Annotated in this window: 19 protein-coding genes and 5 tRNA genes; 16 read left to right on the forward strand and 8 right to left on the reverse strand. The window is 45.3% G+C overall.

What is annotated here, in order from left to right:
* A partial coding sequence (locus tag ASV53_RS03790) for a methyl-accepting chemotaxis protein (RefSeq protein WP_141226228.1) occupies window positions 1–1,032 on the forward strand: 1,032 nt, incomplete at its 5' end.
* Window positions 1,033–1,145: 113 nt separating this feature from the next.
* On the opposite strand, the gene ASV53_RS03795 is transcribed toward ASV53_RS03790, so the two are convergent.
* The 7 genes from ASV53_RS03795 to hemA form a co-directional block, all read right to left on the reverse strand.
* Window positions 1,146–2,399 carry an aromatic amino acid transport family protein gene (locus tag ASV53_RS03795; protein WP_094956193.1) on the reverse strand — a complete coding sequence of 418 codons (1,254 nt, stop codon included), beginning with the start codon at window positions 2,397–2,399 and terminating at the stop codon, window positions 1,146–1,148.
* Between the two features lie 289 nt (window positions 2,400–2,688).
* Window positions 2,689–3,543: a 3-deoxy-8-phosphooctulonate synthase gene (gene kdsA / locus ASV53_RS03800; protein WP_189337817.1), complete on the reverse strand. Its 855-nt coding sequence runs from the start codon at window positions 3,541–3,543 to the stop codon at window positions 2,689–2,691.
* A gap of 15 nt (window positions 3,544–3,558) precedes the next feature.
* Window positions 3,559–4,335, reverse strand: coding sequence for a SirB1 family protein (locus ASV53_RS03805; RefSeq protein WP_062688146.1), 777 nt, complete (start codon window positions 4,333–4,335; stop codon window positions 3,559–3,561).
* Between the two features lie 35 nt (window positions 4,336–4,370).
* Window positions 4,371–4,751, reverse strand: a complete 381-nt coding sequence (locus ASV53_RS03810; RefSeq protein ID WP_062688049.1) for a SirB2 family protein — start codon at window positions 4,749–4,751, stop codon at window positions 4,371–4,373.
* Window positions 4,752–4,763: 12 nt separating this feature from the next.
* Complete coding sequence (prmC, locus tag ASV53_RS03815; RefSeq protein ID WP_094956171.1) at window positions 4,764–5,612, reverse strand: peptide chain release factor N(5)-glutamine methyltransferase; 849 nt, start codon at window positions 5,610–5,612, stop codon at window positions 4,764–4,766.
* The gene (gene prfA / locus ASV53_RS03820; protein ID WP_062688047.1) at window positions 5,612–6,700 is read right to left on the reverse strand and encodes a peptide chain release factor 1; all 1,089 of its coding nucleotides are present in this window, start codon (window positions 6,698–6,700) and stop codon (window positions 5,612–5,614) included. Before prfA ends, prmC begins: the two co-directional genes overlap by 1 nt.
* Before the next feature lie 88 nt (window positions 6,701–6,788).
* A complete protein-coding gene (gene hemA / locus ASV53_RS03825; protein WP_062688046.1) occupies window positions 6,789–8,066 on the reverse strand; it encodes a glutamyl-tRNA reductase in 1,278 nt (425 codons plus the stop codon).
* A gap of 306 nt (window positions 8,067–8,372) precedes the next feature.
* Between hemA and lolB the strand changes: the two genes are divergently transcribed.
* From lolB to ASV53_RS03880, 10 genes are all read left to right on the forward strand, one after another.
* Window positions 8,373–8,993, forward strand: a complete 621-nt coding sequence (gene lolB, locus ASV53_RS03830; protein WP_062688045.1) for a lipoprotein insertase outer membrane protein LolB — start codon at window positions 8,373–8,375, stop codon at window positions 8,991–8,993.
* A gap of 3 nt (window positions 8,994–8,996) precedes the next feature.
* Window positions 8,997–9,872, forward strand: a complete 876-nt coding sequence (ispE, locus tag ASV53_RS03835; protein ID WP_062688044.1) for a 4-(cytidine 5'-diphospho)-2-C-methyl-D-erythritol kinase — start codon at window positions 8,997–8,999, stop codon at window positions 9,870–9,872.
* A gap of 33 nt (window positions 9,873–9,905) precedes the next feature.
* Entirely contained in the window at window positions 9,906–10,853 is a 948-nt protein-coding gene (locus ASV53_RS03840) for a ribose-phosphate pyrophosphokinase (RefSeq protein ID WP_062688043.1), read from the forward strand.
* A gap of 159 nt (window positions 10,854–11,012) precedes the next feature.
* Window positions 11,013–11,603 (forward strand): aminoacyl-tRNA hydrolase, encoded by a 591-nt coding sequence (pth, locus tag ASV53_RS03845; RefSeq protein WP_062688042.1) that lies wholly within the window; start codon window positions 11,013–11,015, stop codon window positions 11,601–11,603.
* Window positions 11,604–11,709: 106 nt separating this feature from the next.
* Window positions 11,710–12,801 (forward strand): redox-regulated ATPase YchF, encoded by a 1,092-nt coding sequence (ychF, locus tag ASV53_RS03850; RefSeq protein ID WP_094956172.1) that lies wholly within the window; start codon window positions 11,710–11,712, stop codon window positions 12,799–12,801.
* Between the two features lie 307 nt (window positions 12,802–13,108).
* Window positions 13,109–13,185, forward strand: a tRNA-Met gene (locus tag ASV53_RS03860).
* A gap of 46 nt (window positions 13,186–13,231) precedes the next feature.
* Window positions 13,232–13,316 (forward strand) — tRNA-Leu (locus ASV53_RS03865).
* 118 nt (window positions 13,317–13,434) lie between these two features.
* Window positions 13,435–13,519, forward strand: a tRNA-Leu gene (locus ASV53_RS03870).
* A 65-nt stretch (window positions 13,520–13,584) separates the two neighbouring features.
* A tRNA-Gln gene (locus ASV53_RS03875) sits at window positions 13,585–13,659 on the forward strand.
* 55 nt (window positions 13,660–13,714) lie between these two features.
* Window positions 13,715–13,799: transfer RNA gene (locus ASV53_RS03880), tRNA-Leu, on the forward strand.
* A 286-nt stretch (window positions 13,800–14,085) separates the two neighbouring features.
* On the opposite strand, the gene ASV53_RS03885 is transcribed toward ASV53_RS03880, so the two are convergent.
* Window positions 14,086–15,246 carry a 2-octaprenyl-3-methyl-6-methoxy-1,4-benzoquinol hydroxylase gene (locus ASV53_RS03885; protein WP_062690732.1) on the reverse strand — a complete coding sequence of 387 codons (1,161 nt, stop codon included), beginning with the start codon at window positions 15,244–15,246 and terminating at the stop codon, window positions 14,086–14,088.
* 245 nt (window positions 15,247–15,491) lie between these two features.
* On the opposite strand from ASV53_RS03885, the gene miaB reads away from it, so the two are divergent.
* From miaB to lnt, 5 genes are all read left to right on the forward strand, one after another.
* Window positions 15,492–16,916 carry a tRNA (N6-isopentenyl adenosine(37)-C2)-methylthiotransferase MiaB gene (miaB, locus tag ASV53_RS03890; protein ID WP_094956174.1) on the forward strand — a complete coding sequence of 475 codons (1,425 nt, stop codon included), beginning with the start codon at window positions 15,492–15,494 and terminating at the stop codon, window positions 16,914–16,916.
* A gap of 91 nt (window positions 16,917–17,007) precedes the next feature.
* Entirely contained in the window at window positions 17,008–18,090 is a 1,083-nt protein-coding gene (locus tag ASV53_RS03895; RefSeq protein WP_094956175.1) for a PhoH family protein, read from the forward strand.
* A complete protein-coding gene (gene ybeY / locus ASV53_RS03900) occupies window positions 18,090–18,554 on the forward strand; it encodes an rRNA maturation RNase YbeY (protein ID WP_094956176.1) in 465 nt (154 codons plus the stop codon). Before ASV53_RS03895 ends, ybeY begins: the two co-directional genes overlap by 1 nt.
* Window positions 18,555–18,631: 77 nt before the next feature.
* Window positions 18,632–19,504 (forward strand): CNNM family magnesium/cobalt transport protein CorC, encoded by an 873-nt coding sequence (gene corC, locus ASV53_RS03905; protein ID WP_062690730.1) that lies wholly within the window; start codon window positions 18,632–18,634, stop codon window positions 19,502–19,504.
* A 13-nt stretch (window positions 19,505–19,517) separates the two neighbouring features.
* On the forward strand, window positions 19,518–21,068 hold the full coding sequence (gene lnt / locus ASV53_RS03910) for an apolipoprotein N-acyltransferase (RefSeq protein ID WP_094956177.1): 1,551 nt from the start codon (window positions 19,518–19,520) through the stop codon (window positions 21,066–21,068).
* The last annotated feature ends 28 nt before the right edge of the window (window positions 21,069–21,096 follow it).

The following is a 21,096-nucleotide window of genomic DNA, read 5'->3' on the forward strand; positions in this document are numbered from 1 at the left end:
ATTATTGTGGTCGCTATTGTGGCTTGGCTAGTTAACTTCTTGTTCCGCGATCTTATGCGTGTATCTGATGCACTAGCTGAAATCGCATCAGGGGAAGGCGATCTAACTCAACGCCTTGAGCCACGTAGCGACGATGAAGTCGGTCAGCTAGCCCTAAACTTCAACCGCTTTGTCGGAAACATGCACCAAATGGTGATGCGCTTACGTGATGTTTCTGATTCGTTAGGCCAACAAGCGCAAACAACGGCATCGCAAGCAGAAGAACGCAGCACCCGTATTCAACATCAACAAGATGAAATCAATATGGTTGCCACTGCGATTAATGAAATGGCGGCAGCAACACAGGAAATCGCCGGTAATGCAGATAATACGGCTCAAACATCAGGTGAAACGGTTAGCGCCGCTGAACACGGCTCTGAGCAAGTAACCCAAAGTCAGCAGTCCATTTCAAGCCTTGCGGGTGAAGTTGAAACAGCGACAGGCGTGATCGGTGAGCTAAATACACATGCACAAAGCATCAATACTATTCTTTCAACCATCCAAGGCATTGCCGAGCAAACTAACCTACTAGCACTGAATGCCGCAATTGAAGCAGCCCGTGCGGGTGAACAAGGCCGTGGCTTTGCGGTTGTTGCAGATGAAGTCCGCGTCCTAAGCCAACGTACTCACGCTTCAACGCAAGAAATCCAGCAGATGATTGAGACGCTACAGCAAACAACAGGTCGCGCTGTCGGTATCATGGAAAACAGTCGCCACTTAGCTGAAACTTCAGTTGATGATGCCAATGCCGCCTCTACTAGCCTGTCACAGATTAATATTGCAGTGACCAATATTAGTGATATGGCAACACAGATTGCCTCTGCTGCTGAAGAACAATCTTCAGTAACAGAAGAGATCACCCGCAATACCCAAGGTATTCGCGATGTGTCTGATGAACTGGCATTAGAAGCCGACGAAGCTGCGCGACAAGCGGCTGAACTCTCTTCATTGTCACATCAGCTACAACAAGAAATTAACCAGTTTAAGCTATAAGCCAGCCTAAAACTGAAACAAAAAAGGGTGTCACTGTATCAGTGACACCCTTTTCTTTTACCTATTAGTCAGTATCTACTAACCCTGACTCAGCTTATATCAATAGCGCACGGTTAAAAATTGAATAAGATTGCAGATACCGCCAGCACACCAACCACTAAAATAAAGTGATTACTCACTTTGCCACGATAACGGCGTAACGACTCCACTTTGTAAACCGCAATAACAGGCATGATAAATAAAATCATCGCAATCACTGGGCCTGAAAAGGCTTCCATCATGCCTAAAATACTCGGGTTCATCACAGCTGCTCCCCAAATACTCAGCATCATAAAGACAATCCCCGCTTTATCTGTCGCTTTTGGCGACAAACTAGAATGCTTACGCACTAAGCCATTAAAACTCTCACGCGCACCTAAAAAGTGACCAAGAAATGATGATGATATGGCAATAAAGGCAATCAGCGGACCAAGCAGAACAATAAAAGGATTGTCATGAATATTGGCAAGGTAAGACAGTACAGAAACATTCTGCGCTTTCGCTTCAAGTAGTTGCTCTGGGCTTAAGCTTAAGACACAAGAGAAAACGAAGAACAGAACAAAGCCAATCAGCATGATAGAGGTACGCTTTAGAATATGTTCCGCTTTATCGTTAGCGGCTTTACCGTAGTGACGACGCTGCGCTTGGGCAAAACTTGAGATTGCAGCTGCATGACTAAATGCAAAAACCGTCACAGGTACAGAAAGCCAAACTGTCAGTGAAAAATCCCCCACACTTGGTAGCGCACCCATAGTTGGTAAATGCCAGTTGGGGATCATGTATACCGAAAGGCAAAATAGAATTGCAGCCAGCGGATAAACAATAATTTCAAAGGCTTTTAGCATCACCTTTTCACCCGCTAGCATGATGGTGATCATACTAAAAACCAGTAGACCAGATAAGGCAATACGCGATGGCGAGCCGAAGCCCAGTTGATTAACAATAAAGCTATCAACAGTATTCGTTAGACCGACGCCGTAAATCAACAAGATCGGGAAAATAGACAGAAAATACAATACCGAGATCACTAGACCAGCCGAGCGGCCAAAATGCTCTTCTACTACATCGGTAAAATCTGCTTTCTGATTACGAGAAGAAAGAACAAAACGCGCTAAACCACGGTGTGCAAAGTAGGTCATCGGAAATGCAAGTAAGGACATCAACACTAAGGGCCAAAAGCCACCCGCACCAATGTTGATTGGCAAGAAGAGAATACCCGCCCCCACAGCGGTACCAAATAAGCTTAGCATCCAGCTTGTATCGTGTTTACTCCATGAAGAACTGGACACGTCTTCATTGCTTACTGGTATATCTTGAGATAATGACACGTAACAACCTACTTCTGCGGAATTAAAATCTGGCCGAAGTATATCGGCTTGGCATTTAATTCTCACAAAGCGAACGACAAACATCTCGCTCCGTAACCATGAAATATATAGTTACATCCCCCACTATAAAAGAGGTGAACACTTTAATTCGCTACTAAATGGCCAGTTAAGCAGAGCTATCCACCAAATTTTTCAAATTTTCATTTTTTTATTGGCGAACAAAAAAGCCCCAGTAGGCGAACTTACTGGGGCTTTTCACTATAACTCGTATGCACTAGTGCACTGATGATCAGTTAATTTCGATTGGCTCGAACGCTTTAACAAGATCATCAAGTTGTTTAATTTGCTTCAAGAAGGGTTCTAGCTTATCAAGAGGGAAAGCCGAAGGACCATCACAGCGTGCTTGATCTGGAGTTGGGTGTGCTTCCATAAATAGGCCCGCAATACCCGCAGCAATACCACAACGAGCAAGATCAACCGTTTGCTCGCGACGACCACCAGAAGCTGCACCTTGAGGATCACGGCACTGAAGTGCATGTGTCACATCAAAGATGATTGGGCTGCCTTTTGATGCTTTTTTCATCACATCGAAACCAAGCATATCAACAACAAGATTGTCGTAACCGTGCAGTACGCCACGCTCACAAAGAATGATATTTTCGTTACCACACTCTGCAAACTTCTCTGTAATGTTACCCACTTGACCTGGGCTCATGAACTGTGGTTTTTTCACGTTGATCACAGCACCAGTTTTCGCCATTGTCTGAACCAAATCAGTTTGACGAGCAAGGAAAGCTGGAAGCTGAATAACATCAACCACATCAGCAACAGGCTGAGCTTGGTGATGTTCGTGAATATCCGTGATGATCTTCACGCCAAACGTGTCTTTCAGTTCTTGGAAAATCTTAAGCCCTTCTTCCATACCAGGGCCACGGTATGAATGAACAGATGAACGGTTCGCTTTATCGAAAGACGCTTTGAAGACATAAGGGATACCAAGCTTGTCTGTCACTTTTACGTAATGTTCACAGATCTTCATCGCTAAATCGCGAGATTCAAGCACGTTCATGCCACCAAACAGGACAAACGGTTTGTCGTTTGCTACATTAAGATCGCCAACGCGAACTACTTTCTGTTCCATCATTATCTTTTCTCTTTATTAGTGAAGGGTCAGCGGCTCTTCGTTCAGGGCTGCAACTTGCAACTTCAATAACTCAGCTGCAGGGTCTTCAGGGCATTGTTCAATAAAATAGCTATAATCAGAAGCTGCAGCATGGCTACAGTCTAGCTTTTGATAAATATAACCACGGTCACGAATTTCATGCGGATCGTCTGGCTGCATCTTCAAAGCAAGATCGCTACAGCGCAACGCATCGGTATATTGCTCTTCACGCAGTAAAGCGCTTTTCATTACCGTTAACCAACGCTTAATTATATCGCTGTTGGTCGCATTTTCGAGATCTCTTGCGCCAATTTGTGCGAATGGTCCTTTCGCCCCTTTAAGCCAACCACCTAAAGTACGTAGGCTTAAAAATTCACCGTCAAATGGGTTGATATACTGAATTTCGCTATCATACCAAGTCACTTTCAAAATGAATTGGGTGGGGAAACCAACACTACTAACAGGTAGATCAAGGTGATTAGCCAAATAAAGAAAGATAGCACCTAAACTCACAGGAATACCGCGCTTACGATCTAACACTTTATCTAGGTAGATATTGTCAGACGAGAAGTATTGCTGTTCATCCCCTTCAAAGCCCCACTCACGATAAAATAAACGAATCAAGCCATCCAATCGTACATGTGGGTTAGGTTCATCCATCAACGCGTGTTCAGCTTCTTTTGCCATACGCTCAAGTTGGATTTGTACCCAGCCTTTCGGAAATGAAGGATCCGTTAACGCTGTCATCGCTAATGCCCCTTCAACAAGTGGCATTTGCTCTAATTCTTCATGACTAAAGTTCACGTCAATCACCCTAAAAATGATGTTTTGGTCATAGCTATGTTAGCGGCAGCAACTAGCCAACCTAACGCACCAAAATACGCGAACGTTTTAAAAACTTTATTTTTACCGTATTTCAATGTGAAAAAGCCCAACGCAATGTACGCCAGCACACAACTTAGTTTTTGTGTTAACCAGCTTCCAGCTTCGGTAAACGGCATAAAGCCCGTTATGAAGATCAGCGCCACACCCGACAGTAATAGAAACGTATCAACGACGTGGGGTGCTATTTTTAGGAATTTTTTTTCATTCAGCGTGGAATTAGCCATCATCAAGCAATAACGAACTGTAAATAACAATACGCTCAGAACGATAGCCAGCATGTGGAAGTGTTTAGCTGCTGCATACATAGTTTTGTCTCTCTATCCTTGCCAACACCCAAGCGTTACGCGATCTAATCCTGCGTAATCTTGAGCTGTCTCTACTTGGGTATACCCCAAATCCTGTAAAATCTGACGAACGGCGAAGCCTTGCTCAAAGCCATGCTCCATCAATAACCAGCCATCCGTTTGTAAATGCTGTCGGCCTTGCTCACTGATAATTCGAATATCAGCTAAACCATTATCTGGCGCAACAAGTGCTGTTAGCGGTTCAAACCGCACATCCCCTTGCGCTAAATGCGGGTCTTGATCGTCAATATAAGGCGGGTTACTCGCAATCACAGCAAACTGATCATTGGCTGATAACGGGCTATACCAACTTCCAGACAAAAAATCCGCATTGGTAATACCCAAACGTTGCCCATTTTCAGTCGCCAATTGCGCCGTTTCAGGACGAAGATCAATCCCAGTTACCAAGGCGTCAGCACGTTCAGAAGCCAGTGCTAGTGCAATCGCTCCCGTACCTGTTCCCAAATCTAACACTCGGCATGCTTGGCTTGGCATTTTATCCAATGCCAGCTCCACTAAGCGTTCGGTATCAGGGCGTGGGATCAAAGTATGCGGTGCGACTTTCAAAGACAGCGACCAAAATTCACGTTCACCGACAATATAAGCAATCGGCTCACCTTGAATACGCCGTGCAACTAATGCATCAAACATCTGCTGCTGCGCGTCCTCTAACGTTTTTTCTGGCCACGTCAGCAAATAACTGCGCGGTTTATCCAGCACATGACAAAGCAAAACAGCAGCATCAATTTGCGGGCTATCAGAGCCCGCATCGGTCAATTGCGCTGTAGTTTGCTTGAGCAAAGCGTCAATCGACAACGCCATTAGTTTTGTTCAGCCATTGCTGCAAGTTGATCCGCTTGGTGCTCAACCAATACTGGTTGGATCAAGCTATCTAAATCACCTTCCATCACTTCATTTAGGCGGTAAAGCGTTAACGTAATGCGGTGATCCGATACACGACCTTGTGGGTAGTTATAAGTACGGATACGGTCAGAACGGTCACCCGAACCTAGTAGGTTACGACGTGTACTTGCTTCCGCTTCGTGACGACGTTCTTCTTCAGCTTTAATGATACGAGCAGCCAGTACAGACATCGCTTTTGCTTTGTTTTTATGCTGTGAACGCTCATCCTGACACTCCACAACAGTACCTGTTGGTAAGTGCGTAATACGAATTGCAGAATCGGTGGTGTTAACGTGCTGACCACCCGCGCCTGATGCACGGAATGTATCAATTTTCAAATCTGCCGCTTTAATCTCAGGAAGGTCCGCTTCTGGGATCTCTGCCATTACAGCAACGGTACAAGCCGATGTATGAACACGACCTTGTGATTCTGTGGCCGGAACACGCTGTACACGGTGACCACCAGATTCAAATTTTAAGATACCGTAAGCACCTTCGCCGTTTACTTTCGCGATCATTTCTTTATAACCGCCTTGTTCTGAGCGGTTTTCACTGATCACTTCGATACGCCAACCTTGGCGCTCAGCAAACTTGCTGTACATACGGAACAGATCACCGGCAAAGATACCCGCTTCATCACCACCCGCACCTGCACGAATTTCGACGAAACAGTTACGTTCATCATTTGGATCTTTCGGGATCAATAGTACTTGCAGCTCATCTTCCAGACGAATGATATTCGCTTTCGCGTCTTTCACTTCTTCTTGCGCCATTTCACGCATTTCAGGATCGTCTTCTTGTGCCATTTCTTCAGCGGCTTCCAAGTCTTCCTTTGCTTGTTGATACGCTTGGAAAGCTTTGGTTACTTCTTCTAGCTGAGAATATTCACGTGATAGCGCACGGAACTTATTTTGATCGCTAAGAACCCCAGGATCACCCAGTAAGTGTTGAACTTCTTCGTAACGCTCAACCAAAGTTTCTAATTTAACTAAAATGGACGGTTTCATAATTCACTACAAATCAATGTTCTGTTTATGGCGATAAGCAACATCTCTCATTAAGAATACTTAACTTACCACCTCGAATAGGACGTCGTTATTTGCTTTTGGTGCTTAGACTCTGAGAATCTAATCCTAAGCTTTCACGAATAACGGCCAGCTTTTCCGGTTCACCGTGATGAGCCGCTTGTTGCATGGCGCGCGTTGGGGCATGAATCAACTTATTGGTGAGCTTATTACTGAGTTCGGTTAATACCTTTTCAGGATCACTACCATTAGCCAGTAACTGTAGACTGCGGCTCAATAAGTCTTGTTTAATATCATCAGCATGGCAACGGTATTGACGGATACTATCTACCGCTTCCAGTGAACGTAGCCAACTCATAAAAGCGGCGCTTTCTTCACTGACAATGGCTTCCGCTTGAATTGCAGCCACTTTACGTTGTTCACGGTTTTTGTTCACAATTCCTTGTAAGTCATCCACCGTGTAAAGATATACGTCGTTGAGATCACCCACTTCTTGCTCGATATCACGTGGAACTGCGATATCTACTAATAGCATAGGTTGGTGTCGACGTGCTTTGATCGCTTTTTCCACCATCCCTTTACCAACAATGGGTAATGGGCTGGCTGTTGAACTAATTACAATATCAGCACGGTGAAGGTGATCAGGGATTTCAGGTAAGCCGATCACCTCAGCACCAAATTCTTTAGATAATCCTGCCGCACGCTCTTTGGTGCGGTTAGCAACAATAAGGTTGTTACACCCTTGCTCAACAAGGTGGCGCGCCACAAGTTCAATTGTTTCACCTGCACCTACCAGTAAAACTGTTGCTTCTGACATAGATTCGAAAATCTGTTTTGCTAACGTACAGGCGGCAAACGCGACGGATACTGCGTTACCGCCAATATCAGTTTCAGTTCGCACCCGCTTCGCGACGGTAAAGGTTTTATGAAACAGCTTCTCTAACATGCCGTGCACCGCGTGGTGATCACCAGCATCTGAATACGCTTGTTTTACCTGACCTAATATTTGCGGTTCACCCAATACCAAGGAGTCTAAGCCACAAGCAACACGCATTAAATGGCGTACTGCAGCTTGTTCTTCATGGAAATAAAGGCTTGGCATGAGCTCATCTGCCGATAGCTGATGAAATTGGCTTAACCAATCAATAAGCACACCTGGCCCCGCTTGAGAGACGTCACAATACAGCTCCGTGCGATTGCACGTAGAGATAATAACGCCACTATTCACGTCAGGGTGTGTGCCTAGCTCATGTAGAGCGGCTGTTAGCTTATCAGGAGAAAAAGCCACTTTTTCACGCAAATCTACAGTCGCAGTATTGTGATTGATGCCTAATGCAAGCAAGGTCATGGAGACGGTGTACCAACGTTGCCAAATAAAAAGATCTAGGGCGGGATTTTACTTGATGACCCACCGTAATAAAAGGAAACAGGCAGATTCATTCATCATAGAGTACACATTTGCCGCTTTTTAGGTGCTATTTTACCCACTCGCCAACAATATACACATTAATGGCAAGCGCATGAAATTGCGTATTAAGCCAATGCTAAGCCTGTGCTTCTGTTACATATTATCACTTTGTCACCACGGCTTTTATTTGGCTTATCGCCTAATTACCGCTATTGTTTGCCCAAACTACCGAATGAGTCATTCGTCATGAATTTATCCGTGCCATTGTCGTTTAAACGCTGCCATCGCATGTTGAGCACTGCCTTAATGCTGATATTATTAGCTGGGTGTGCCCAACAAGCCCCCGTTCAATCTACCAATTGGCAAACCCATCAATATGCACTCGAACAGTTAAGCCACTACCAAGCAAAAGGGAAACTGGGCTACAAAGGCCCCGATCTTCGTTTTGGTGCGAACTTACTCTGGAAAACAGCGGCGCAAAAAGATCAGCTGCTTCTTACCAATTTTTTAGGTAGTACTTTACTCAAACTCGACACCACAGAATCTGGTGCCACACTGATCGACAATAATGGTCGTCGTCATCAAGGGACAGATGCAGCAACGCTAGTCCAGCAACTCACGGGGATTAACCTTCCTGTAGAACAAATGCGAGATTGGTTGATTGGTCTGCCAACAGCCGCAGATAGCTACCAACTAAATGAACAAAATACCGTTAGCTATTTAGCCAAGACAGTGGGCAATCAAACGTGGGAAATGACGTTTGATGAATATGACTACACCACCTCACCTGTATTACCAAAAAAAATGGTACTCACGCAAAATAGCCAACGTATCACCCTGATTATTCATTCTTGGTCTTTGAAATAAGTTATGAGCAGCCCAATTCTTACTCAAACAACACGCTGGCCTGCGCCTGCAAAACTCAACCTTTTCCTTTACATCACTGGTCGTAGACCTAACGGCTACCATGATCTACAGACCTTATTTCAGTTCTTAGATCACAGTGACACACTGACGATCACCGCTAATAACAGCACGGAAATTACGATTTCCCCTGAAATTGAAGGGGTCGCAACCGAAGATAATTTGATCTATCGCGCAGCCGATGCCCTGCGTAAAGCGGCAAACATTACAGCCGGCGCTGATATTCATATAGACAAGATTTTACCTATGGGTGGAGGATTGGGTGGTGGTTCATCTGATGCTGCGACAACCTTGGTTGCACTCAACTATTTATGGCAAACCAAGCTAACCGTAGAGCAGCTTGCTGAGATAGGTTTAGCCCTAGGCGCTGATGTACCTGTTTTCGTACGCGGAGTCAGTGCTTTTGCTGAAGGTGTTGGTGAAAAATTACAACCAGCAGAGCCCGAAGAAAAGTGGTATTTAGTCGCAAAACCAGACGTTAGCATCGCAACTGTCGATATTTTCACCCATTCGGACTTAACTCGCGATACTGAAAAACGCAGCCTGAAGGCACTATTAGCAGGGACTTACGAAAACGATTGCGAAAAAATAGTAAGAAGACTGCACCCTAAGGTTGATAAGGCGCTTTCTTGGCTGTTAGAATATGCGCCGTCAAGATTGACTGGTACTGGCGCATGTGTGTTCGCTGAATTTAGCACCCATCGCGAGGCCATTGCAACACTGAACAAATTACCTAACTGGCTCCACGGATTTGTCGCAAAAGGTGTCAACACGTCTCCCTTATTGACAGCCTTGAGCACACATTCTTCGGATGGTCAGTAATTACAACTTGGACGCAACCCTGAGGTTTCCACCGTGCCTGATATGAAGCTGTTTGCTGGTAACGCTACACCAGAACTAGCCCAACGCATTGCTGACCGTCTATACATCTCTCTTGGAGATGCGACAGTTAACCGTTTTTCTGATGGTGAAGTATGTGTTCAGATTAATGAAAACGTTCGTGGTAGCGACGTATTCATTATTCAATCAACTTGTGCACCAACTAACGACAACCTAATGGAGTTAGTTGTAATGATCGATGCACTTCGTCGTGCATCTGCAGGCCGTATTACCGCAGTTATCCCTTACTTCGGTTATGCTCGCCAAGACCGCCGCGTCCGTTCTGCTCGTGTGCCTATTACTGCAAAAGTCGTTGCTGATTTCCTTTCAAACGTTGGTGTTGACCGCGTTCTGACTGTTGACCTGCACGCTGAGCAAATCCAAGGCTTCTTCGATGTACCAGTTGATAACGTATTCGGTAGCCCTGTGTTACTAGAAGACATCCTGGCGAAGAAACTGGAAGATCCAGTTGTTGTATCTCCAGATATCGGTGGTGTTGTGCGTGCACGTGCTATCGCTAAACTACTAGACGATACTGACATCGCTATCATCGATAAGCGTCGCCCTCGCGCGAACGTTTCTCAGGTAATGCACCTGATCGGTGACGTTGAAGGTCGTGACTGCATCATTGTTGATGACATGATCGATACTGGCGGCACACTATGTAAAGCAGCAGAAGCACTGAAAGAGCGCGGCGCTAAGCGTGTATTCGCTTACGCAACTCACCCAGTATTCTCTGGTACGGCTGTTCAAAACATCCGTGAATCTGTTATCGATGAAGTTATCGTAACTGACTCAATTCCTCTATCTCAAGAAATCATAGACACAGGTCGCGTATCTGTTCTAACGCTTTCTGGCATGCTAGCGGAAGCTATTCGTCGCATTAGCAACGAAGAATCAATTTCAGCAATGTTCGAACACTAATCGAGCGAAGCGGGAACTGACAAACGCCTCGCTTTTGCGGGGCGTTTTGCTTTTGGGGCTATAACAACCTTGCAGGGCAATAACCGCGATCCGTATCAATCTTTCCAAGTTTGGTATAACATAGCGCGCGTTTTCAGCCTAAGACGAGAGAAATCAAGCGTGAGTAACCAAATTCGTCTACTAGTTGGTCTGGCAAATCCAGGCCCTGAGTATGCTAGAACTCGCCACAATGCCGGCGCATGGGTCGTCGAAGAATTAGCGCGTGTTCATAACATCAGCTTACGAGAAGAATCAAAATACTACGGTCTGACTGGCCGGATCATGGCAAATGGCCAAGATCTCCGCTTGTTGATCCCAACAACATTCATGAACCTGTCAGGTAAATCCGTGGCAGCGCTAGCGAATTTCTACCAAATAAAACCGGAAGAGATCCTAGTGGCGCATGACGAGCTCGACCTCCCGCCTGGAGTAGCTAAATTCAAGAAAGGCGGTGGGCACGGCGGGCATAATGGTCTGCGTGACATCATCAGTAAAATGGGCAACAACAAAGATTTCTATCGCTTACGTGTTGGCATTGGCCACCCTGGCGACAAGAATAAAGTCGCCAATTTTGTTTTGGGTAAAGCACCGACTAAAGAGCAAGAATGCATTGACGCGGCGGCTGATGAAGCTGTGCGCTGTATGGATATCTTACTGAAAGATGGGCTTAATAAAGCACAAAACCGACTACATTCATTCAAAGCAGAATAGATTCATTTCGATCTGCTTGTGAGTTTTCATTAGTAATGTTTGTTACGTTATGCTGGTGTAAAACAGCTAACGTGGCATTGCGTAATCACCAAAAGGGTTTAATACCATGGGTTTTAAATGCGGCATCGTTGGTCTTCCTAACGTTGGTAAATCAACACTATTTAACGCTTTAACAAAAGCAGGCATCGAAGCAGCGAACTTCCCGTTCTGTACTATCGAGCCAAACACTGGTGTCGTACCTGTGCCAGATCTACGTCTGGATGCGCTAGCTGAAATTGTAAATCCAGAGCGCATTTTACCAACAACGATGGAATTCGTAGATATTGCTGGCCTAGTCGCTGGTGCATCTAAAGGTGAAGGCCTTGGTAATAAATTCCTAGCAAACATCCGTGAAACTGACGCGATTGGTCACGTTGTTCGTTGTTTTGAAGACGACAACATCGTTCACGTTGCAGGTAAAATCAGCCCGCTAGACGATATCGAAGTGATCAACCTAGAGCTAGCTCTGGCTGACCTTGATACCTGTGAGCGTGCTATTTTCCGTCAAGCAAAACGTGCTAAAGGCGGCGATAGCGAAGCTAAATACGAAATTGCTGTACTTGAAAAGCTACTGCCAACGCTAACTGAAGGCGGTATGGTACGTTCAATCGAGCTTTCTAAAGAAGAAGCTGCTGCGATTGATTACCTACACTTCCTAACAATCAAACCAACTATGTACATCGCTAACGTTAGCGAAGACGGTTTCGAAGATAACGAATTCCTAGACATGGTTATTGAATACGCTGCGAAAGAAAATGCAGTTGTTGTTCCGGTTTGTGCTGCTATCGAATCTGAAATTGCTGAGCTTGACGATGCTGATCGCGAAGAGTTCCTAGCTGACATGGGTATCGAAGAACCAGGCCTGAACCGAGTGATCCGTTCTGGTTACGAACTACTGACGCTACAAACTTACTTCACAGCAGGCGTTAAAGAAGTACGTGCATGGACTATCCCTGTTGGTGCAACTGCGCCACAAGCTGCGGGTAAGATCCACACCGACTTCGAAAAAGGCTTTATCCGTGCTGAAGTTGTTGGTTACGACGCATTCATCGAGTTCAAAGGTGAAAGCGGTGCAAAAGAAGCAGGTAAATGGCGTCTAGAAGGTAAAGATTACATCGTTAAAGATGGCGATGTGGTTCACTTCCGCTTCAACGTATAAAACTAAATACGTTAAAAACGCATTTTGATGCATAAAATTTTATAAGCCAGCATGATTGCTGGCTTATTTTTTACCTATCGTTTATCAACAACTTCTTCTGATAACCCTGACAAAGCAAGTGTTTACCTACTTAAAAAAGCCTGCTTCGTGTGCCAATTATTCATTTCGTCCAAATATCCATCGAACAAGGCGATTTTATCGAGATATTTAAAAAAACTGTTGACGCTTTTCGCTGGTATGAGCATAATGCGCCCCGTTCCCGAGTTAGCGGTCAGTCATCTGACAGTGAAATTTGAAGAACAATTATGGCTACGTAGCTCAGCTGGTTAGAGCACATCACTCATAATGATGGGGTCACAGGTTCGAATCCCGTCGTAGCCACCATTTCTCTTCTAGAGAAATCATCGAAAGATGTAAAACTTTACCAGATGCGGACGTGGCGGAATTGGTAGACGCACCAGATTTAGGTTCTGGCGCCGCAAGGTGTGAGAGTTCAAGTCTCTCCGTCCGCACCATATTCTTTGCTCTCTTTCACTAGAGTTCAAAGTAAAAAAGATCATAATCGCGCTCACCAATTGCTGATTATGTGACTTAATAAGTAAGAGATTCGTTAAGTAATTATCGATAAAAAATGCGGACGTGGCGGAATTGGTAGACGCACCAGATTTAGGTTCTGGCGCCGCGAGGTGTGAGAGTTCAAGTCTCTCCGTCCGCACCATTTTCTCTTAACTTATTGATTTCTCCTCGCCGAGAAAAAACGTTCTCTTAATCGAGTAACGCTGTAGGGCTATCGCCAAGCGGTAAGGCAGCGGCTTTTGATGCCGCCATCCCCTGGTTCGAATCCAGGTAGCCCTGCCACAATTTAGACTTAATGATGTTATTCAACTTCGGTTGTATAATCATTGCTAAGTATGCGGACGTGGCGGAATTGGTAGACGCACCAGATTTAGGTTCTGGCGCCGCAAGGTGTGAGAGTTCAAGTCTCTCCGTCCGCACCATCATTTAGAAACCCACCTTTTGGTGGGTTTTCTTTTGCCTGTTGCAAGCTAAAGATACAACTATCAATTGGTTATTAACCATTAATGATATGTATCTTTTGCAGAAGACTTAGAGTGGCTTTCCACTCTTTTTACAACCTCAAAAATCGTATCTCTCTGGTTGTTAAGCCGAATGTTTTTAATAACATTCGGCTTTTTCTTTATCAGGCTAATACCGATTGTTGCCAAAAAAACAGATATAAAAAAGACGAGCACTTTGGCTCGCCTCTTTCAATCTTGTGATCAATCACATTCCCATCGCATACTTCAATACTTGCTTTTTAATGGGTCCCGCTTTCTCTGCCACTTTTAAACCTATGTTACGAGCTATTTTCAGCGGCAATAAATCATTGCTAAATGTCGTGTAGAAAAAATCCATCCCACTTTGCATGATCAGATTATCAGGACGACGACGACGTTCGTACTTTTTCAGTACATCTTGTTCAGCCCAGTTCTTTCCCGCTTTTTCTATTTCATGCAGTAAAACATCCACATCTTTAAAACCAAGGTTTACCCCCTGACCTGCTAATGGATTGATTGTGTGCGCGGCATCCCCAAGTAACACAATGTTATCTTGGTAATACTGCTGTGCATGACGGCGCGTTAACGGGAAGCTTCCCCAATTAACGACGGTAAACTCACCGACCTCTGCAGGAAAATGACATTTTACTTCCACAGTAAGCTGCTCGGCAGTCATCGCTGACAGTTGTTTAATGCGTTGTGGACTGTCATACCACACCAGTGATCCCTGATGACCAACTAAAGGTAAGAACGATCGCGGCCCTTTAGGCGTAAACCACTGCCAAGTAATATCTTGCTGAGGTAACGCCGTTTCAATATTGATCAACATACAGTGTTGACGATAATCCCATGCCGTAATACCAATACCTGATTGCTGGCGTACTTGCGAATTAGCACCATCGGCCCCCACTAATAGCTTCGCCTGTAGCTGACGGCCATCATCTAGCGTAACAACAACCCCACTGGATACTTTTTGGCTGTTTATCATTTTGCTTGGGCATAACAAGGTAAGGTTTGGATAATCTGAAAACTGTTGCCATAGCCCAAGTTGGATCAATCGGTTCTCAACAATAAAGCCCAAACGATCAAGTTGCATCTCATCAGCACTAAACCGTGTACGGCACTCAGGATGGTCCCATGTTTCTAAGCGCTTAAATGGGCAAACGCGCATCGCTTGGATCGCATTCCATGCACCCAATCGACTTAATAGTCCCACTGAATTAGGGGAAATTGCCGATACTCGTAAATCCATAGGTTGGCTTGCTTCAAACTCTTGCGGTTGCTGTCCGTCTAAAACAACAACTCGTAAACCGTATTGCGCCATACCGACAGCTGTTGCTGCCCCCACCATACCGCCACCGGCGATCACTACATCAAACTGTTCCATACACTTATCTCATTGTTTGGCTGCTGATATTTTACCTTGCTAGAACCATAATGCGAGCCTTCAACCATAGCAACTGAACCCAGTCCAAAAAACCACAATTTATTCGGGGTGGCGAGGATCTAGTCAGGCACTAGATAAAGCAGTACAATACGCGGCTTGCTGGCGGTCTTGCACTCAATAATGAGGCTACCGTCTTCCGAGCAATGTTGAATGCAATAATTGACACTACGAGCGAAGAGTTAGACATGGCTAAGAAACTGCTTATTAAAACCTGGGGCTGCCAGATGAACGAATACGATTCATCAAAAATGGCCGATCTTCTCAATGCCTCAAATGGCTTCGAGCTAACGGAAATCCCAGAAGAAGCAGATGTTCTGCTACTGAATACCTGCTCAATCCGTGAAAAGGCACAAGAAAAAGTTTTCCACCAGCTAGGCCGTTGGAAATTCCTTAAAGATAAAAAGCCCGATCTTGTGATTGGTGTAGGCGGTTGTGTAGCAACCCAAGAAGGCGACTCGATTCGCAAACGTGCACCATACGTTGATGTTATTTTTGGCCCACAGACCCTGCACCGTTTGCCTGAAATGATTAAACAGTCAGGTACAAACCACGCGCCTGTTATGGATATTTCTTTCCCTGAGATTGAAAAATTCGATAACCTACCAGAACCTCGTGCTGACGGTGCAACGGCTTTCGTTTCTATCATGGAAGGCTGTTCTAAGTACTGTACTTACTGTGTGGTTCCTTATACCCGTGGTGAAGAAGTTAGCCGACCGCTTGATGATGTGCTGTTTGAAATTGCTCAACTAGCAGACCAAGGCGTTCGTGAAGTTAACCTACTGGGCCAAAACGTTAACGCATACCGTGGCGCAACACATGACGATGAGCTCGCAACTTTTGCTGAACTACTCCGCTTAGTTGCAGCAATTGATGGTATTGACCGTATTCGTTACACCACAAGTCACCCAATTGAGTTCACTGACGATATTATCGAAGTGTACAAAGATACGCCTGAAGTCGTGAGCTTCCTTCACCTTCCAGTACAAAGTGGTTCAGACCGCATTCTGGCAAATATGAAGCGCCCACACACAGCTATCGAATACAAATCGAAAATCCGCAAGCTGCGTAAAGCACGCCCGGATATTACAATCAGCTCTGATTTCATCGTGGCATTCCCAGGTGAAAGCGATCAAGACTTCCAAGATACCATGAAGCTGATCCGTGAAATCGACTTCGATATGAGCTTTAGCTTTATCTTCTCAGCACGACCAGGCACGCCTGCGGCAGATTATCCTTGTGATCTACCAGTGCAAGTGAAGAAAGAACGCTTGTATGAACTACAGCAACAGATCAATACTCAAGCTATGCGTTACTCGCGCCAAATGCTAGGTACTGAACAACGTATCCTTGTTGAAGGCCCATCACGCAAAAACATCATGGAACTACGCGGTCGTACCGAGAACAGCCGTGTTGTCAACTTTGAAGGTTCTGCTGAGCTTATTGGCCAATTTGTTGATGTTAAGATCACTGATGTATTCACCAACTCATTACGCGGTGAACTTGTACGCACGGAAGCAGAAATGAACCTACGTATTGCGGTCTCTCCTACCGAGATGATGGCAAAAACACGTAAAGAAGATGAATTGGGTGTTGGCGTATATACTCCATAGTATATAGCGCACGTCTAAAGCACGCCTTTAGACCAATGCCCTGATACGAAAGCCGCCCGTTGCTGTGGGCGGCTACACTGAGAGGCAAACCTTGAGCAAAATTATTACTGTTGAATTAAACCTGGAACCTATCGATAACCAGCGCCTTTCCAGCCTTTGCGGCCCTTTCGACGATAATATAAAACAACTAGAACGCCGTTTGGGTGTTGAAATAAATCATCGTAGTAGCCACTTTTCTATTGTTGGCCAACCTCATACCGCCGATGCTGCTGCTGAAATCATTAAGAATTTATATGTCGATACGGCCCCGGTTCGCAATACAACCCCAGATATAGAACCAGACCAAATCCACCTTGCGATCAAAGAGTCTGGTGTATTAGAGCAAAGTACGGATTCATCGATCCCTTACGGTAAAGAGATTCACATCAAAACCAAAAAAGGTGTGATTAAGCCACGTACGCCAAACCAAGCACAATACATAGCCAACATGGTTACCCATGATATTACCTTTGGTGTTGGCCCAGCAGGTACAGGTAAAACCTACCTTGCCGTTGCCGCCGCTGTGGATGCTCTTGAACGTCAAGAGATCCGTCGTATCTTACTAACGCGCCCTGCTGTTGAAGCGGGTGAAAAATTAGGTTTCTTACCGGGTGATTTAAGCCAGAAGGTTGACCCGTACTTACGTCCACTTTACGACGCACTGTTTGAGATGCTCGGTTTTGAGCGCGTTGAAAAGTTAATTGAACGAAACGTCATTGAAGTTGCCCCATTAGCATATATGCGTGGCCGTACTCTCAATGATGCTTTCATTATTTTGGATGAAAGCCAAAACACCACAGTGGAACAAATGAAAATGTTCCTAACACGTATTGGTTTCAATTCACGTGCTGTTATTACCGGTGATGTAACCCAGATCGATTTACCACGAGGTGCCCGTTCAGGCTTACGTCATGCGATTGAAGTATTATCGGAAGTTGATGAAATCAGTTTTAACTTCTTCCAGGCAGATGACGTTGTCCGCCACCCAGTGGTAGCCCGTATAGTGCAAGCCTATGAAGTGTGGGAAACCGCCGATCAAAAGCAACGCAAGCTAACAGAACAGCGTCGTCGCAATGAACAAGCTGCGTTAGTTGCAGCGGCAACATCTACAGTAGAACCAGAAAAGAGTAACTAATGGCTATTTATCTCGACCTGCAACATGCAACTGAAAATCAAGATGGCTTACCAAGCGAGGCCGATTTTCAACAGTGGCTAAATGCAGCTGTCACCCTGTTTAAGGCTGATGCGGAAGTGACTATCCGCTTGGTTGATGAAGAAGAAAGCCATGCGCTAAACCACGAATACCGTGGCAAAGACAAGTCGACTAACGTGCTGTCTTTTCCATTTGAAGCGCCTCCTGGCGTAGAGCTAGATCTGCTAGGTGACCTGATCATCTGCCGTCAGGTTGTTGAGAAAGAAGCAAAAGAGCAGAATAAAACGCTAAATGCTCACTGGGCACATATGGTTGTACACGGCAGTCTCCATCTGCTAGGTTATGACCATATTGATGATGAAGAAGCAGAAGAAATGGAAGCGCTGGAAACAGAAATCATGCAAAAAATGGGATTTGCTGATCCGTACGCCGACGACAACCTGTAATTTATTATCTATAACGCTATTCGCCTTTGGGGTGAATAGCTACCGTGGTTTAGGCCACTCTATTGACATGAAAAGTGATGAACGAAGATAACTCGCAAAATTCTGAAGGTCCGAGTAGAAAGTCCTTCTTTGAACGTATTGGCCAATTGTTTCAAGGTGAACCACAAAACCGTGAAGAGCTGGTCGAGGTATTCCGCGATTCGGAAGAAAATGATTTGATTGACCACGACACCCGCGACATGCTCGAAGGTGTGATGGAGATAGCAGAAATGCGCGTGAGAGACATAATGATCCCACGATCTCAAATGGTTACTATCGAACGTTCTCAGAAGCTAGAAGACCTTATTGATTTAATTGTTGATGCTCAACACTCACGCTACCCTGTGATCAGTGACGATAAAGACCATGTAGAAGGTATTCTACTGGCAAAAGATCTGCTTCGTTACTTAATCCCAGACTCTGAAGCTTTCGATATGGACAAGGTTCTCCGCCCTGCGGTGGTTGTGCCAGAAAGCAAGCGAGTTGATCGCCTACTGAAAGAATTCCGCGAAGAACGCTACCACATGGCGATCGTCGTAGATGAATTTGGTGGTGTATCGGGTGTTATCACTATCGAAGATATTCTTGAGCAAATCGTTGGCGAAATCGAAGATGAATTCGACGACGAAGAAGAGCAAGATATCCGTCAGTTAAGCAAACATACCTATTCGGTAAAAGCGCTGGCGACCATTGAAGATTTTAACGACTTATTCCAAACCGCATTCTGTGACGACGAAGTCGACACTGTCGGTGGTCTGGTAATGACCAGCTTCGGTCACTTACCGGCTCGTGGTGAAGTTGTTGAACTTGATGGTTACTCGTTTAAAGTCACATCTGCTGACAACCGTCGTGTGATTCAGCTTCAGGTGACTATTCCACATGAAGCGCATCAGCCAACGACGACTACTTAATTAGTTTTCCATGATGAATAAAGCCTTTTTCATCTCCCTTGGGCGGCCTTTATTGGCCGCTTTTGCGGGAGCTTTAGCGACCTTATCGTTCGCACCTTATAATATCTGGCTTCTTGCCCCTGCTTCACTCACGCTCTTTTTCTGGCTACTCCTCAATCAAAGTATTAAACGCTCGGCATTGATCGGTTTTAGCTGGGGCTTGGGTTTATTTGGCACAGGGATCAGTTGGGTTCATGTAAGCATTGACACTTTTGGTGGTATGCCAAAAATTGCCAGTGTATTCCTCATGGTTTCACTGATCAGTTACCTTGCACTCTATCCGCTGATTTTTGGTGCTCTATTCAACCGCTTTAATCAAGGCCGTCCTTTCTACCAGCTTCTACTTAGTGGCCCGGTGTTATGGCTCTTATTAGATTGGCTACGTGGTTGGGCATTTACTGGCTTCCCGTGGCTATGGATGGGATACGGCCAACTAAACTCACCGTTCTCAGGTCTGGCACCCATTCTTGGTGTTGAAGGGATCACGCTCGCATTAGTGTTGATCAGCGCTGGTATCGTGGCGGCAATTTCCGATCGCAACTGGAAACCCTTGATGGTTCCAGCACTCGTGATAGGTTTGTCCTTGCTGGTTCATGGTGCACAATGGGTAACACCCAATTCAGATAAAACCGTCGATGTCGCCTTAGTACAAGGCAATGTGCCGCAAGAGCTAAAATGGCTACCAAGCGAGCGCTGGCCAACGCTGATGAAGTATATCGACCTCACCCGTGAAAACTGGGATGCCGATATTATCGTTTGGCCTGAAGCTGCGATTCCCGCCTTAGAAGCACACCTTCCTTCGTTCTTACAAAACTTGGATGAAGTGGCTCGCGAGAACAACAGCACAGTGATCACTGGGGTTTTAGACCAAAAAGAAAATGGGGAGTTTTTCAATAATATCCTGACTCTCGGCCAAAATAATGACAATGGTTACGATTACGATAACGCGACCCGTTACAGTAAACATCACCTACTGCCTTTTGGTGAGTTCGTACCGTTTGGTGATTTATTACGTCCTATTGCCCCCTTCTTTAACCTACCGATGTCCTCATTTAGTCGTGGCGACTTCGTACAGCCCAACTTAGAAGCCAACGGCTATAGTATTGCCCCCGCTTTATGCTACGAAGTCGCATTCAGTGAACAGGTTCGCCAGAACGTCAACGTTGATACTGATTTACTATTAACGCTGTCTAATGATGCGTGGTTTGGCACCTCTATTGGCCCATTCCAGCACATGGAGATCGCACAGATGCGCTCACTCGAACTGGGTAAGCCGCTATTGCGAGCCACCAATACGGGTGTAACAGCAGTCGTTGATCATATGGGGCACATTACTAAGCAAATACCGCAATTTGAAACTGCGGTACTGCGAGCTAAAGTTACCCCAACGGATGGCTTAACACCCTACACTAGTTTGGGAAGCTGGCCATTATATGGTTACGTATTGTGGTCCTTAGCGTTGTCGATGGTCTTAATTCGCCGTCAACGCGGAGGGTTTAGAGAGACCCAAACCGAACAACCTTAATAGCACCTTAAAAGACGAAGATTAACGC

The sequence above is a fragment of the Photobacterium sanguinicancri genome, assembly GCF_002265265.1.
GTDB classification, from domain to species: domain Bacteria; phylum Pseudomonadota; class Gammaproteobacteria; order Enterobacterales; family Vibrionaceae; genus Photobacterium; species Photobacterium sanguinicancri.

Bases quoted from the DNA above. Each gene is read 5' to 3' on its own strand.
- corC (WP_062690730.1), top strand. From the start codon at position 18,632: ATGAACGAAGATAACTCGCAAAATTCTGAAGGTCCGAGTAGAAAGTCC.
- ASV53_RS03805 (WP_062688146.1), bottom strand. From the start codon at position 4,335: ATGCCACTTGTTGAAGGGGCATTAGCGATGACAGCGTTAACGGATCCT.
- ychF (WP_094956172.1), top strand. From the start codon at position 11,710: ATGGGTTTTAAATGCGGCATCGTTGGTCTTCCTAACGTTGGTAAATCA.
- hemA (WP_062688046.1), bottom strand. From the start codon at position 8,066: ATGACCTTGCTTGCATTAGGCATCAATCACAATACTGCGACTGTAGAT.
- kdsA (WP_189337817.1), bottom strand. From the start codon at position 3,543: ATGATGGAACAGAAAGTAGTTCGCGTTGGCGATCTTAATGTAGCAAAC.
- ASV53_RS03885 (WP_062690732.1), bottom strand. From the start codon at position 15,246: ATGGAACAGTTTGATGTAGTGATCGCCGGTGGCGGTATGGTGGGGGCA.
- prfA (WP_062688047.1), bottom strand. From the start codon at position 6,700: ATGAAACCGTCCATTTTAGTTAAATTAGAAACTTTGGTTGAGCGTTAC.
- ASV53_RS03810 (WP_062688049.1), bottom strand. From the start codon at position 4,751: ATGTATGCAGCAGCTAAACACTTCCACATGCTGGCTATCGTTCTGAGC.
- miaB (WP_094956174.1), top strand. From the start codon at position 15,492: ATGGCTAAGAAACTGCTTATTAAAACCTGGGGCTGCCAGATGAACGAA.
- lnt (WP_094956177.1), top strand. From the start codon at position 19,518: ATGAATAAAGCCTTTTTCATCTCCCTTGGGCGGCCTTTATTGGCCGCT.
- ispE (WP_062688044.1), top strand. From the start codon at position 8,997: ATGAGCAGCCCAATTCTTACTCAAACAACACGCTGGCCTGCGCCTGCA.
- lolB (WP_062688045.1), top strand. From the start codon at position 8,373: ATGAATTTATCCGTGCCATTGTCGTTTAAACGCTGCCATCGCATGTTG.
- ybeY (WP_094956176.1), top strand. From the start codon at position 18,090: ATGGCTATTTATCTCGACCTGCAACATGCAACTGAAAATCAAGATGGC.
- prmC (WP_094956171.1), bottom strand. From the start codon at position 5,612: ATGGCGTTGTCGATTGACGCTTTGCTCAAGCAAACTACAGCGCAATTG.